Raw genomic sequence first — 13,655 nt, forward strand, 5'->3', positions numbered from 1 at the left:
TAAATCCGGTCTTTCTTGTTGTACCGGCGGAGGCGATATCATGGGAGGCAAATTCTATCGCGGCGGTATCGACGCCGGTGGCACCACATTCAAATGTGGCGTCGCTGACGAAGAAGGTGTGTTGGTTCAGCAATGCCGAGTCCGCGTCACCTCTCCAACAGAGACAATTTCGCAATGCCTTGAGTTCTTTCGCCCGCTCTACGAATCTGAGCGCTTGAGGTCCTTTGGCATAGCCAGCTTCGGCCCAATCGACGTTGACCTCAGTTCGCCTGATTATGGCACCATCTTGTCTACGCCCAAGCCTGCATGGTCACATACAAACCTGCGAGCCGCCTTTGAAAAAACCATCGGCCTCCCCGTAGCAGTAGATGTTGACGTAAACGGCGCGCTGCTCGCTGAGCGCACACTGGGCGCAGCGAAAGGAACGAAATCTGCCGTGTACGTCACGGTTGGCACTGGCATTGGAGCAAGCATCTTTGCGAACGGATCCTTTCTGGGACGCCCAGTGCACCCAGAGTTCGGGCATATACCTCTTCGGCGAAATGAGCAGGACAAGTCGTTTGATTGCCTTTGCCCCTTCCATTCCGACTGTCTGGAGGGAATGATTTCAGCGAAGGCGGTTGGCGCACGCGTTGGCGAACCTTCTCTTCTGACAGAAGATGACCCTGTTTGGGAGATCGCCGCAGACTATCTGGCTCAAGCGTGTCGGAGCCTGTATTTGACCGCTCGGCCAGAGCGGATCATACTTGGCGGCGGCCTGCTGCTTGCGCCTCACCTGATTGGCCGAATACGTCATGCATTTTATGATCAAATGGGCGGGTATCTCAGCATGGGCTGGAACGCAACTGTGGATCTAATCACCACGCCTGATCTAGGCGATAATGCCGGGTTGATGGGTGCCATCCTTTTGGGACAGGTTGATCGCTCGCAGCATTTTGCTCTGCTCGCATAGTGCGCCCTACGCGCAAGGCTTAAGAACAACCCACACGAGTTCTTCAAAAGCGCTGCCGTCTCATGGTGCGAAACCCCGTGCCTTGCTCAAATAGTCACATCTTTTCTCGCAACCTTTCCGAGTGAAATGTGTTGCAGTGGTCAAAGCTTGAACTTTGCTTCGACCATATAATGAGGAATACCGTGTCCAGATTAGTCGTGTACTCCAATAGACTTCCATTGGGACAAACCGCATCTGGCGGCCTGGTTGTCGCACTGCAGAAGACCATGGAGAGCCAAGGTGGCGTATGGATTGGCACCAAGCTCGATGAGTCCATCTCCGATCATTTCTTGAAAGAGTATGATGGCGGAAAGTTTGATCGCCACGCACTTCATCTGCAGCCGAGCGAGTACAATGACTACTATCTGGGATACGCGAACTCGGTCCTGTGGCCATTGTTTCATGGACGCACAGACCTACTGGACGTTGCTCACGGCCAACTAGCGGCTTACGCCAGTGTGAACCAAAAATTGGCTGAAGCAACGAGACACTTGATTACAGACGACGATACGATCTGGATTCACGATTATCACTTCATCCCACTGGCATCAGAATTAAGAAAATTGGGCGTCCAAAACCCGATCGGGTTCTTTCTGCACACGCCTTTCCCGACTACAAGCGATGTGCACGCCCTCACTCACAAACGCAACCTGTTGGACTGGTTGTCTGCTTATGACCTTGTAGGTCTACAAACCCAGCGCGATGTGTCAGCAATGATTGAAGTCTGTAGAACAGTATTCGGCGGACAGATGCTTTCAGACGGTCGCATAAGATGCCAAGGTCGGGATATCTGGCCGGCCAGTTTCCCCATAGGTATTGAGGCCGAGAATTTTCGGCGAACAGCAGAAGCCCAGAAACCCCTGGCGCCCCAAATCGCATCAGGGCAAAGACTGCTTATCGGCGTCGATAGACTGGATTATTCAAAAGGCCTGCCTCACAAGTTTCGCGGTTTCCAACGCTACCTTGAGGATAGAGCATCAAGCGATTCACCGCTAACCTTGCTTCAAATTGCGTCACCAACGCGAGAAGATGTTGAGGCGTACCAGGAGGTTCGCCGAGAACTGGAACAAATTACCGGCCAGGTAAACGGCAGGTTTGCTGAGCTGGGTTACATTCCAATTCAATACATTCATCGATCAGTGCCCAGGGACTATCTAGCCGGCCTTTATCGCCGAGCCGATATTGCATTGGTGACCCCCCTCATCGACGGGATGAATCTTGTGGCGAAAGAGTACATTGCTGCTCAGGATCCAGCAGATCCTGGCGTTCTGATCCTCTCAGAAGCCGCTGGGGCTGCTGAGCAGCTGAAAGTTGGCGCGCTGATGGTGAACCCCTTCGACCCCGGGTCTGTCTCAGAAGCGATTCAAAGTGCTGCAAGCATGAGCCGTGAAGAACGAATTGAGCGCCATCAGTCGCAATGGAACGAAATCGCACGACACGATGTGCATTGGTGGACTGGAACATTCCTCAACAGTCTGAAGAGAAACGCTGCGCAGAGAATTGAACACGATTCAATCCTCCGGTTGGCGTGACCTTCAAGTTAGTCGGGCTCTTCGTCGACACGTTCAATCTGAGTGGGTACCGGGCCGAGGGCAATCGGATCTCCATCTCCCTTAAAGTGACTTACTGCGTCCTCCTTCTCGGGTTCGGCTGGCCCCTCACCGGGCAACATTTGCTCGCGCCGACGCTTGGCTGCGTGATCTATTTGACTGGCCTCGCTAGGTGTTGTTCGCGGATGGGCTGCGGTTTCCAGAGTCTTCCGGGTCATCATGTTCACCTCTTTAAAACTCATCAACTCTCCGAACCGCTCAAGGTTTCATCGGATCAGACGCAGCCTCTAGTCGGAAGAAAAATTTCCTCTTGTTCGGTTCGCGAATGCGACAAGCGACAACATGACTGGCACTTCAACAAGCACTCCAACCACAGTCGCCAACGCAGCGCCGGAGTTCAAACCGAACAGACTGATCGCTACCGCCACCGCAAGTTCAAAGAAATTTGAAGTCCCGATCAGAGCACAAGGAGCGGCAATATTGTGTGGCACCTTCCAGGCCCAGGCAGCTCCGTAGGCAAGCGCAAAAATTGCATATGATTGGATCAGGATTGGTACAGAAATCAGAACAATGATCAGTGGATCAGACAGAATCACGCGGCCCTGGAACCCAAAAAGCAAAATGACTGTGCCGAGCAACCCAATAATGGAAAGCGGCTTCATATGTGACAGAAAGCGATGCAGGTGCGGTTCTCCCCCGCGACCCAATAGAAACGAACGCAACGCCACACCAGCTGCGAGCGGCAGCAGGACGTACAGTCCTACAGATAGTATCAGCGTCTCCCACGGAACACTCAATTCAGTCACACCAAGAAGAACGGCAACAATTGGCGCAAAAGCGAATACCATAATGGCGTCATTCACGCTGACTTGAACCAATGTGTAGTTTGGATCTCCACGCGTAAGCTGGGACCACACGAATACCATTGCTGTACACGGAGCCGCACCCAACAGTATCAATCCGGCAATGTATTGGTTGGCGTTTTCCGCAGGGATAAGATCTGCAAACACGTATCGGAAGAACAAAACGCCCAGCGCGGCCATGCTGAAGGGCTTTACGAACCAATTTACGATCAAGGTTATCATCAAGCCCTTCGGCTTCTTGCCAACGTCCTTCAATGTGGAGAAATCGACACCCATCATCATTGGTAGAACCATCGCCCAGATCAGCACGGCTACTGGAAAATTGACGTTTGCATACTCGAACGACGCCAAGTCCCGAAATATACCGGGAAGCATCTGCCCCAATCCTATGCCCAGGGCGATCGCAGCAGCGACCCACAGCGACAGGTACCGTTCAAATTTTCCCATCGAGGTCTCCTACCAATCGGCACTCTTGCCAGATCCAGCGGGACACCAAGACAAATGCGCTCCGCCAGCTTCGGATCGCACATAGTACGGCAAGATCATTATTTCAACGTTTATTGAAATATCAAATCAGCATTTGACGACGCTGATATTGGATAGTGACCCGCAGACTTCGGGCCGTCCTCGACAACAATTCTCGACAAGAACCGACAATAGTTCACTGACGTTTTCGAACTCTGCGCGATAGATCATATGTCGACCATCACGCGCGACGCTTACGAGACCGGAGCTGACCAGGATATTCATGTGCCCCGACAATTTGTTAGGCGCGACATCCAACTCTCTCGCGATAGCGCCCGCTTGGAGCCCCTCCGGTCCCGCCTCCATCAAAGCACGAAATGCCAATAGTCGCGTTTCCTGTCCGAGCGCAGACAATTGCTTAAGCGTGGGGGCGAGATCTGTCATGCGAACAAATGTAGTCGCTGCCGGGTAAATGTATAGCTCTGGAAAGAACGGCGAAGACGATGCTGCAGCCGCCACATCCTCTCACCTCAACGATCTCCGACAGTTGCCATTCCTTCGTCCCTGATACGAGACAAACCGCCAAACACCTCCCCGCGATGGCAAATCCTAATTGCGAGTAATTTTCATTTGCAAAAAAAGCGCAGCGGAGGTATTCGGGCCGCCTAGTTGCGACTGAGTTGCATTTTCTACTTCTATGGAGGGGTCCATGAACCACACTATTCGCAAGAACACCCTACTAGGCGCCACCGCTATCGTCACAGCCATCGCGTTCAGCACGCCTGCATTGGCGCAGGATGCATCAGGTTCCGATGACGCCGAATTCCTTGGAACGCTAACTCTTGGGGAGAGTAAGCGCGAAGTCCAAGCTGATACGGCGACGCCCGTTACGGTAATCGATCAAGAGGAAATAGATGACAGGCAAGCGAGTACGGTGGCGGAGTTGATCGATTCTGTTCCCGGCGTATCTCTCGTGAACGGATCCACGCCAGTTGGCTCAGGCATCAACATCAGGGGTTTCGGCGCGAACGGCACATACGGCACCGACCAGAAAGTTGCCATTCAAATTGACGGTGCGAGTGTCGGGTCGGAAGAACTATATCGTGTTGGCACTCAATTGTTTACCGATCCATACCTCTACAAGAGCGTTGAAGTCATTCGGGGAACGGTCGGCAGCTTTGAATATGGATCCGGCATCATTGGCGGCGTTGTACGCCTTGAAACCATTGATGCGTCAGATCTGACAGGTGGTGAACCAGGCTTCGCGCTTCGCCAGACACTCGGCGGCGCAACGAACATGGATGGCTTCAACTCTTCAACAACACTCGCAATTCAGCCAACCGAAAATTTCGAAGTACTGGCAAACTATTCCTGGCGTGAACAACACAACCAAGAAGATGGTCACGACCGCGTCATCGAGAATAGTGAATTTGAGCTGCCGTCCTACCTCGTGAAAGCGCGCTACTCCGCCGGAGACCACAGTGTCACAGCCAGCTACACAAACACAGAGACGACCGAACGCGACAAGCCGTACGACTCTTTTGGAACCACCGGTGGATCATTCGGTAACGTCGATCGAGACACGACGTCAGAAACCATCGCACTGAAATACAACTACAACCCTCTCACGAACGACCTGATCAATCTCGACGTAATCTACTCATACGCAAATCAAGAAATCGATCAGACCTGCATCGTTGGCAGCGGGCCATTCGGGTGTTTCGCGACAGTTGATTCAGACCACCAGTATGAAACCTCAAAGTTAACGGTGAAGAACTCTGCCTTCATTGAGGCGGGGGTCCTTACGCACGACATTCGCGCTGGCCTCGAGTACATTTTGAAAGAACGTCTGGATGCCAGCTCTGCTCCAGGAGGCGAAGACAACAGATACGCATTCTTTGTTGTGGACAATATCGAGTTCGGCGGGGGTTGGAGCTTTACTCCGGCACTTCGCTTCGAGACTTCAGAAGTGGAAGGCGTTCTCGATGACGGCAGCAATGCGAGCTATGATAATGATGCGCTCATGGGTGGCGCTTCGCTCCGCTATGAGTTCGACAATGGCATCGCTCTGTTCGGCAGCTATGCGTACACAGAAAGCCTTCCAATCCTCGACGATCTTGAGAACGAAACCTATATGACCCAGCCTGAAATAGGAGAAACGGTCGAAATCGGTGGCTCATATGATCGTATCGGCGTGTTTGGCCGCGATGACTCGCTATCTATCAAAGCCAATTTTTACCGGACCGATCTTGAAGACAATACATCCTATTCCGGCGTCGATTCCGTTGAACTGTCCGGCCTGGAATTGGAAGGGTCATACGCTCGACGCGACGGCACTTACGTCGATGTCAACGCCAACATCATTGATGGTGAGCAAACCAACACGACCGGCACAAAGTCTGACTGGCGAAACCTCACTGCTGACAGCATGCGCGTGACACTTGGCAAGAGATTCTCGCCGCTCGCTGACCTGTCCACGGAGTTTGTTGCAGCCGCGGACGATGAGATTAATGATCGCCCCGGCTATGTCACGGTCAATCTGCGCGCCACAATCACGCCACAGGAAGGCGTTCTGGAAGGCACCTCATTCCGCTTCGGAATCGAGAATGCACTGGACATGAACTACATGCCAGCGCTCGCCACCCGGACCGCTGCGGGACGCAATATCAAATTCACGGTGTCAAAATCCTTCTAGAAGGAGCTCCGACCTTCTAGTCCGTGGAAAGGCAAGCACCGAGCGCACTGTTGCTCGGTGCTTGCAGCCATCGGCAGACGACATCGACCATCGAATTATGATATTTTCGAACCGTGAACGGACATACTTATGCTCACCATGTTTCAATCCCTTTATCAGGTCGGCGGCCCCGTCCTCGTACTAATCATCGCAATATCGACGTTTACTCTGGCGTTAATAGTTTACAAGTATTGGCAGTTTCGCTCTGACAAAATCGGACAGTTGAAAGCTATCAAGTCCGCTCTGTCCTCGTTGAATCGTGGTGATGTCAGAGAGGTCTACACGCTTTTATCCGGGTCAAGCCATTGGCTCGCTCAACTCCTGATCGACGCGATCCCGCTAAGGGATCGCGAGGGCCTGATTCCTCGCTTGGAAACGGAAGCCGAGCAGTCTCTGCAGCCGTATGAAAGTGGCTTTCGAATTCTGGACACAATCGCTCAACTTGCACCTCTGCTTGGACTGTTGGGAACGGTTCTGGGCATGATTGAGGCATTTCAGGCGCTTCAAACCGCCGGCTCTCAAGTTGATCCGGCCGCCCTTGCTGGCGGCATTTGGGTCGCACTGCTCACAACGGCCGCTGGTCTTTCCGTCGCCATGCCGACATCGATCGCGCTCTCATGGTTCGAAGCTCAAATTGATCGTGAACGCGCAATGGCAGAGCATGCTTTTACCGTCTTAGTCACTCCTACATCGGAAGAGCCCACCAGCACCAAACTGGAGTAACTGAACCATGGCATTAAAACGGGTTCGCCGACGCCGTCGCGCTTCAATCACCTCTCTTATAGATGTGATATTCTTGTTGTTGTTGTTCTTCATGCTGGCATCCACTTTCTCGGAATTCTCCGAAGTTGAAATTTCCTCAGCGAAATCCCATGGCGGTGTCGATAGCGATCCTCATGTGATCAAACTACTGGTTACTAGTAATGGCGTCGACCTGTACGGAAAAACTATTCATGTCGAAAATCTATCCACTGAGCTTCAAGATCTTATCAGACCAGAGAGCAGTTCCATTGTAGCGGTAGGCGTTACCGAACAAGCGACTACGCAGAACCTGATTGATGCTTTGTCCCTCATTCGAACATTCGAAAACTTTGAGATCGTCGTCGAGGAGCCCTCATGAAGCGTCTTCGTCAAAAGCCTCAGCGCGATCCTGTGATCTCGTTGATCAACATTGTATTCCTTATTCTGATTTTTTTCATGGTGGCTGGTTCTCTGTCGTCACCGCCAGATCCGTCTATAAAGTTTGTTCAGACGCAAAACCTTGAATGTTGCGTCCCGCCGAATGCTATTTCAGTAGATGAGTTTGGACATTTCACCCAGTCTGGCGGTGTGATCACGATTGATAAACTTGTTGCGGAACACCGCGACCAAAGTGAGCCTCTAAGATTGCTGCCGGATAGAGAGTTACCCGCAAAGCGGCTGCTTCAACGGATCAAACAGCTTCGCGTGAGAGGCCTGACCGATATCATCATCGTTACCGAGGATACGAGTAAGTGATTCAGAAGAATATTCTGCGTTTTTCCGCTGCGCTTTCAGCTGCGACCGCAACACATTTGACTGTGTTGGCTTATACGATGTCCCAGCCCTTGTCCGGGCCGGCATTGATTGCTGGCAACTCTTTCAGCGTGGAACTGGGCTCCATCGCCGAAACGACCCCAAGTTCGGATCCAAAGCCTACAAAGCAGGCTCCGGCGGAACCAGAACCACAGCCTGCACCCATCAAACCGGATTCTACTCCCGCGCCAAACCCAAACAAAGAAACCGCCCCCCTGCTCCCGGATACGACACTTCTTCCGGAGCCACCTCCAACAATAGAGCAAGAGCCTGTCGTCGAAACTAAGGCCGCACCCGAACAAGAGGATGACAGCAGCAATCTGGTTTCAGACCCCGCGCATCTGGATTCATCAAAGGACCTCGATCAGGCTGTATCGGCGGACACCGGCTCGGAAAAATCCAGTGATGCTGAAAACGCCACGACGGAAACCGAGACCACCCCCGCGGGCGAAGCGCCAAGTGACACTCTGAACGATGCGAATTCAGGTGCGCCTGGCAACGCTGCAGAGTCAAATTACAAGGGCCTGGTGATGCAGCATCTATCACGTCAAAGGCGCCCTCGCGCCTCTAGTCCGGGATCGGCATTCGTCGAGTTTCGTATCAGCCCACGTGGCGCGGTGAAAAGCATCAGGATTTCAAGAAGTTCTGGCTCGTCACGCTTTGATAGAGAGGCAATCATTGTCGTGAAAAAGGCGGCTCCTTATCCGAAGCCACCCTTTGGTGTGAACACCATGTTCACTGTTGAAATTGCAGGCACCTAAACATCTTCCACCTAATCCGATAACGGTCGTTCTTGACTATCGACGTTCAGAAACAGTCAGATAGCACTATCCCGTCTTACCAAAAGTGATGGCGATGGCGCCCAGCTCTTCTCCAGCTTCGAGCTTCTCTGCTATAGCTTGATCGGATAGCGTAAAGCTCAAGCGCTCGTGCTGATGTCCCCCATGCTCGCGCGCAGCTTCCAGGTGCAATGTGTACTCACCTTCCGGCACCGGTTCACCATCGTCATTCAGACCATCCCACTTCATGGTATATTCACCGGGACGACGTGTCGGTCCTGACACTGCATCAACAAGACTTCCCGCTTTGCGGCCAAAGCGCCTGTGCCAGTAATAATTCTCTTCCATCCAGCGCGCCTCTTCACCGGCCAGCATGAGGATTCTAACCAAATTGCGTTCGGCATCCGCAATCCAAACCGCAACATATGGGCGCTCGTAGTCGGCAACGTTGTGTTCGGGTATCTCAAAACTCACCGCGAACTCTGTGCCGTCCGGCCATACGGCCCCGACTTCGTCACTTCTAGCATTCTGCAATAGCAAGCCGGACCAGCCAGATGTCGCGTGGTGTCGCCCGTCTGAGGATATGATCTCTGCTTCCACGCCAGGCTTGGACTCTATAAATTCAAGACCACCCTTCAGTTCCATGACCATCAACGCAGTCGCGATTGCGTCGGCTTCGATCGCCGAAGCAGCGTAAACGCTTGCCGACTTGATGTGAGATACTGGCCAACCGTCAGCTGGCGAAATGATGTGTCCAAATTCTTGACCATTGATTTCAAGACTTCGCGGACTTTGCGCACTTGTCGCCACCGCGCCACCAGTGAGTTTTAACATCGTTCCATGCGCACTAGCACCGTCCGCCAGCTCGGACTCAGACGTTACAGCGACTTTCCATTGCCCTCCATCGTCAGAACCCTTGCCCCAAACGCGTATGTCGCCTCCAATATTGAGAAGTAGGCCTTCTGCGCTTGGCGCAGCCGCTCGACCAACTTCAACAGCTGAATCCAATATGTATCCCTTGGCCAATGCATCCATGTTGAATTGAACAATGTCGGGACGCTGGATAGTCGCTCGACCCTCGTCAATCTCTACATCCGCTCGCCGTATTTCGCCCGCTTTAATTCGCAGTTCGGGTCGCTGCGGAAGCGTCTGACTTTTAGCAGCAACTGACCATTCATTGACCAATTCGCCGACACGACAACTCAGAGCCTGATCTGTCTCCACCCGATAAGCTTCACAGCTATTCCAAACTTCCAAGAGGTCCGTCGAAACACGTTGTTCATGTGTCGCGTTCAGTCGCCGTAGTTCGGATTCCTGGTACAAGCTGAACACGGAATTAAGTCGTTCGATTTCTTCAAGTATCGCTGTCTCGACTCGAGTTGCCTCACTTTGCGTCGGCGCCACTACCACCAGATCAAAAGACGTTCCCAGCACGTAGTCGTGATGACTCTTGAACGTATCAGCATGAGCAAATTCACGATTGGCGACGGTCAGTCCGCACACGACCGCCAATCCGATGAGCGTATATCTGAGCATCAGGTCTCCAATTGCCAAGCTTCAGTCACATCACGTCGAAACCCAAGAGGCGGATGCGATGGAGCATAATTCTTACTTGCAACTAAATCTCATTTGCATATTGTGCAAGCCAAATACTGATACATTTTCAACCTAGGGGCCTTTCATGAACGGACTGAAAACCTGCGCGTCCGCGCTCACTGCCATTATTGCCTTCAGCGGGGCCGCACATGCCCACACATCATACGTCGTGCCGAACGTCTTTGTGACAAGCGAAGGCCAATACGTGACGGCTCAATCCGCTTTCACCGAAGACCCATTCGTTCCCGAAATCGCTGTGGCGTCGGACGATTTCCACGTCGTCTTGCCCGATGGCGTAAGAGACGATTTCGACGTTATCACGCCTCTGCACCAAGTAGTGATTCTTGAAGAGTCTCTTCGCGATGAAGGCACATACCGACTCACAACTGGTGTACGTTATGGTCGGAAAAGCCAAAAAGCGCTTGTTGATGGAAAATGGGTCCCGGTATTCGGACCCGATGCACAAGTCCCTGAGAATGCCACTGAAGTCATCAGTAGCCAGACTGTAACCGTCGCAGATGCATATGTCACAAAGGGGGCCTCAACGTGGGAACCTGTCAACTTGGCGCTTGGCCGCCTGGTTCTGAAACCGTTGTCTCACCCCAACGAAATCTATTTGGAAGATGGTGCTGAATTCGAAATCTTGTTCGACGGCAAACCATTGGCGAACCAGTCTGTCGAAGTCAAACGCGAAGGCGGGGCATATGAGGATGCCAAGTTTGAGCAACACATTGAAACCGACGAAAACGGAATTCTGTCGCTCTCTTTCGATCGAGCGGGAAAATACCTGATCATGACTCGCCATGCCTCGCCTGCTCCGGAAGGCGCTGAAGTCGACGAGCATAGTCACACCACTTCTCTAACATTCGAAGTCGCAAAATAACATTCTGATCTAATACGGATACACAATATGAAATACGCCATGCCCGCCCTAGCCATCCTAGCTTTGGGTCCGCTCACCGCTTGCACAACTCAAGAAGCCATCACGACTACTGAATCGGAAATTGCCACCACAACATCTGAAACCGCAGAGCAGACAGACCGGCCGATAAGCAGCGCACGCGGCCATAGCAAGGCGGCCTTCTTCGATAAATATGACATCAACGGAGATGGCAAGGTTTCAGAAGTCGAGTTCATGGGCGAACGCGAGGATGGCTATCGTCGCAGGGACGCAAATGGCGACGGGCAGGTCCATGCAGAAGAATATGTATCCGAGTATGAAGTCCGTCTTTTGAAGCAAATGGAAGACCAACGCACGCGCCAGATCGACCAAGCCGACTTCAGGTTTACCGTATTGGACAAGAATGAAGACGGAAATCTGTCACTGGATGAATTCCACGCATCCGGCTCTCGTATGTTCTCCGCTCTGGACACGAATGAAGACGGGATCGTTGATGAACTAGACGACGCAGAGAATTACTGAATCAGAACCAATCGTCTCTTATTGAACGAAACAAGCTGCGGCTCCTCCGAGGGGCCGCAGCTTTTCCTTTTCCTCGTACCACGTGGATGCTGCCCAACTACCCCACCGACAACAGCTCGCGTTCGCTTTGTTCCCGCACGCGCGCCTCATCGGCGGGCAATGCACGGAATGCAATTATGCCAAACAACAAGCCTCCGACTGGTAAGGCCAGGCACCATATCATCGCCAACCGAAGTGCCTCAGCGGGCGATGCTCCGCCTGCAGTGTAAACATCACTGACCTGACCTATGAGGTAAGGGCCAATCGCGGTTCCGATCAGCGTCGTAACCATGGTAAAGAACGCGTAGGACGTCGCCCTGCCGCGTGGAACATTCAGATCGTTGATCGTGGCCATCGCTGGCCCAGTTGCCATCGCCGTAAAGAAGAACAAGACAGCAAGACAGGCATAGGCTGAAATCAGCGTCGTCGAGAAGAGAAAGGCCGAGGACATGATTATCGCCCCAACTGTAGCGGCGAGATAAACTACCAATTTCCCATGTACAAATTTCTGGCGAAGCCGATCAGCAAGAATCCCCCCAAAAGTAATTCCGCAAAACCCGGATACTGCGCTCGACAGCCCCACGACCATTCCTACCTGACTATTGGCGACTTCATAGGTTCTCTGAATAAGAGGAACACTCCAGAATGCGAATGCTACACCGACGAAAACCACGCCCGCGGCCGATATAGTCAAGCAAATCATCGCACGTGACCTGAACAACAAATGAAACACGTCCGGGTCTCTCAACAGAAATGACTGGCTCCATGAAAACGCTGCAAAGACGCCAATTGCAAGCGCTACCCATTGGGTAACATCTCCAGTAAGCAGAATGAGCCCCCAAGCCAAGACCGCCAGCAAAGCAATGGTCACAACGTTCACGACGATGAGTGACGGTTTCGCGCCGCCGCGCGCCAACATGAAAAGGTTGAGGACAGGAACCATACTGCCAAGCGACACGGCTACTTCCTTCAAAGGCGAGCCGGCAATAGGCTTGGCGCCGCCATCGTAACGACCTCGTTCAGGCTCGCGAATCTTGGCGACAACAAGCGACAACAGCAGCCCAGGCAATCCAACGGCCATGAACGCCACTTGCCACCCTTTCAAACCAAACGGAGCGAGTGACGTATCAGGGTACGTCGCGGCCCAGGCATCAAGAATTGACCCGCCCAAGAACAATCCACAGCCAAGGCCGATATACACACCGCCCGCATACAAAGCGACGACCGTAGTCCTCAAATGGGGAGGGTAGTAGTCGTACAACAGCGACAAGGCAGCTGGCGACGCGCTCGACTCTCCAATTCCGACGCCGAACCTGTAGGTTGCCAGAGAAGCAAACCCCTTTGCGGTGCCAGACAAGGCCGTCATCAAACTCCAGAAACCCAATCCTAGGGAGATCAAATGAGTTCGATTCCAAGCATCGGCCAATCGACCAAGCGGAATGCCAAAAGTCGCGTAAAATACAGCGAATGCTGTTCCGTACAGAAACCCTAAATCGGCATCCGATATTTGGAGATCCGCTTTGATGTCTTCGGCCAGTATCGCCAATATCTGGCGATCCAGAAAGTTCAGAACGTAAACGAGAAAAAGGATTACCAGTACACCATTGGCGTATCCTCGGCTTTCCTTCACGGGGGCGGCGACTGACTGATCCACAATAATG

The 13,655-nt window shown here is 52.7% G+C and carries 14 protein-coding genes; 9 read left to right on the forward strand and 5 right to left on the reverse strand.

All coding sequences use genetic code 11. The annotated features are described in order from the left end of the window. Positions 1–40 precede the first annotated feature (40 nt). Positions 41–952 carry an ROK family protein gene (locus HY36_RS10200; RefSeq protein ID WP_035552141.1) on the forward strand — a complete coding sequence of 304 codons (912 nt, stop codon included), beginning with the start codon at positions 41–43 and terminating at the stop codon, positions 950–952. A 218-nt stretch (positions 953–1,170) separates the two neighbouring features. Further along, positions 1,171–2,523: an alpha,alpha-trehalose-phosphate synthase (UDP-forming) gene (locus HY36_RS10205; protein WP_206741182.1), complete on the forward strand. Its 1,353-nt coding sequence runs from the start codon at positions 1,171–1,173 to the stop codon at positions 2,521–2,523. Between the two features lie 8 nt (positions 2,524–2,531). On the opposite strand, the gene HY36_RS10210 is transcribed toward HY36_RS10205, so the two are convergent. The 3 genes from HY36_RS10210 to HY36_RS10220 all read right to left on the reverse strand — a co-directional run bounded on the left by HY36_RS10210 (position 2,532) and on the right by HY36_RS10220 (position 4,388). Beyond that, on the reverse strand, positions 2,532–2,783 hold the full coding sequence (locus HY36_RS10210; protein ID WP_035552142.1) for a hypothetical protein: 252 nt from the start codon (positions 2,781–2,783) through the stop codon (positions 2,532–2,534). 45 nt (positions 2,784–2,828) lie between these two features. After that, positions 2,829–3,851, reverse strand: coding sequence for an ACR3 family arsenite efflux transporter (gene arsB, locus HY36_RS10215; protein WP_035552145.1), 1,023 nt, complete (start codon positions 3,849–3,851; stop codon positions 2,829–2,831). Positions 3,852–3,977: 126 nt separating this feature from the next. Next, the gene (locus tag HY36_RS10220; protein ID WP_241764188.1) at positions 3,978–4,388 is read right to left on the reverse strand and encodes an ArsR/SmtB family transcription factor; all 411 of its coding nucleotides are present in this window, start codon (positions 4,386–4,388) and stop codon (positions 3,978–3,980) included. Between the two features lie 190 nt (positions 4,389–4,578). On the opposite strand from HY36_RS10220, the gene HY36_RS10225 reads away from it, so the two are divergent. The 5 genes from HY36_RS10225 to HY36_RS10245 all read left to right on the forward strand — a co-directional run bounded on the left by HY36_RS10225 (position 4,579) and on the right by HY36_RS10245 (position 8,918). After that, complete coding sequence (locus HY36_RS10225) at positions 4,579–6,564, forward strand: TonB-dependent receptor domain-containing protein (RefSeq protein WP_081806143.1); 1,986 nt, start codon at positions 4,579–4,581, stop codon at positions 6,562–6,564. A 138-nt stretch (positions 6,565–6,702) separates the two neighbouring features. Next, positions 6,703–7,326 (forward strand): MotA/TolQ/ExbB proton channel family protein, encoded by a 624-nt coding sequence (locus tag HY36_RS10230; RefSeq protein WP_241764189.1) that lies wholly within the window; start codon positions 6,703–6,705, stop codon positions 7,324–7,326. A 7-nt stretch (positions 7,327–7,333) separates the two neighbouring features. Beyond that, the gene (locus HY36_RS10235; protein ID WP_051602687.1) at positions 7,334–7,723 is read left to right on the forward strand and encodes a biopolymer transporter ExbD; all 390 of its coding nucleotides are present in this window, start codon (positions 7,334–7,336) and stop codon (positions 7,721–7,723) included. Next, positions 7,720–8,100 (forward strand): ExbD/TolR family protein, encoded by a 381-nt coding sequence (locus HY36_RS10240; RefSeq protein ID WP_035552153.1) that lies wholly within the window; start codon positions 7,720–7,722, stop codon positions 8,098–8,100. The genes HY36_RS10235 and HY36_RS10240 overlap by 4 nt, the downstream gene beginning before the upstream one ends. A 104-nt stretch (positions 8,101–8,204) precedes the next feature. Further along, entirely contained in the window at positions 8,205–8,918 is a 714-nt protein-coding gene (locus HY36_RS10245; protein ID WP_162175982.1) for an energy transducer TonB family protein, read from the forward strand. A 66-nt stretch (positions 8,919–8,984) separates the two neighbouring features. On the opposite strand, the gene HY36_RS10250 is transcribed toward HY36_RS10245, so the two are convergent. After that, positions 8,985–10,472 carry a DUF2271 domain-containing protein gene (locus tag HY36_RS10250; RefSeq protein WP_035552158.1) on the reverse strand — a complete coding sequence of 496 codons (1,488 nt, stop codon included), beginning with the start codon at positions 10,470–10,472 and terminating at the stop codon, positions 8,985–8,987. A gap of 145 nt (positions 10,473–10,617) precedes the next feature. Between HY36_RS10250 and HY36_RS10255 the strand changes: the two genes are divergently transcribed. Both HY36_RS10255 and HY36_RS10260 read left to right on the forward strand, forming a co-directional pair. After that, complete coding sequence (locus HY36_RS10255; RefSeq protein ID WP_035552160.1) at positions 10,618–11,415, forward strand: DUF4198 domain-containing protein; 798 nt, start codon at positions 10,618–10,620, stop codon at positions 11,413–11,415. A gap of 27 nt (positions 11,416–11,442) precedes the next feature. Beyond that, a complete protein-coding gene (locus HY36_RS10260) occupies positions 11,443–11,955 on the forward strand; it encodes an EF-hand domain-containing protein (RefSeq protein ID WP_051602688.1) in 513 nt (170 codons plus the stop codon). A gap of 97 nt (positions 11,956–12,052) precedes the next feature. Here HY36_RS10260 and HY36_RS10265 read toward each other — a convergent pair whose 3' ends face one another. After that, positions 12,053–13,648 (reverse strand): spinster family MFS transporter, encoded by a 1,596-nt coding sequence (locus tag HY36_RS10265; RefSeq protein WP_162175983.1) that lies wholly within the window; start codon positions 13,646–13,648, stop codon positions 12,053–12,055. Positions 13,649–13,655: the final 7 nt, after the last annotated feature.

It is taken from the genome of Hyphomonas atlantica corrig., from assembly GCF_000682715.1.
Classification (GTDB): domain Bacteria; phylum Pseudomonadota; class Alphaproteobacteria; order Caulobacterales; family Hyphomonadaceae; genus Hyphomonas; species Hyphomonas atlantica.

Bases quoted from the DNA above. Each gene is read 5' to 3' on its own strand.
- HY36_RS10230 (WP_241764189.1), top strand. From the start codon at position 6,703: ATGTTTCAATCCCTTTATCAGGTCGGCGGCCCCGTCCTCGTACTAATC.
- HY36_RS10225 (WP_081806143.1), top strand. From the start codon at position 4,579: ATGAACCACACTATTCGCAAGAACACCCTACTAGGCGCCACCGCTATC.
- HY36_RS10235 (WP_051602687.1), top strand. From the start codon at position 7,334: ATGGCATTAAAACGGGTTCGCCGACGCCGTCGCGCTTCAATCACCTCT.
- HY36_RS10260 (WP_051602688.1), top strand. From the start codon at position 11,443: ATGAAATACGCCATGCCCGCCCTAGCCATCCTAGCTTTGGGTCCGCTC.
- arsB (WP_035552145.1), bottom strand. From the start codon at position 3,851: ATGGGAAAATTTGAACGGTACCTGTCGCTGTGGGTCGCTGCTGCGATC.
- HY36_RS10210 (WP_035552142.1), bottom strand. From the start codon at position 2,783: ATGAGTTTTAAAGAGGTGAACATGATGACCCGGAAGACTCTGGAAACC.
- HY36_RS10200 (WP_035552141.1), top strand. From the start codon at position 41: ATGGGAGGCAAATTCTATCGCGGCGGTATCGACGCCGGTGGCACCACA.
- HY36_RS10250 (WP_035552158.1), bottom strand. From the start codon at position 10,472: ATGCTCAGATATACGCTCATCGGATTGGCGGTCGTGTGCGGACTGACC.
- HY36_RS10255 (WP_035552160.1), top strand. From the start codon at position 10,618: ATGAACGGACTGAAAACCTGCGCGTCCGCGCTCACTGCCATTATTGCC.
- HY36_RS10240 (WP_035552153.1), top strand. From the start codon at position 7,720: ATGAAGCGTCTTCGTCAAAAGCCTCAGCGCGATCCTGTGATCTCGTTG.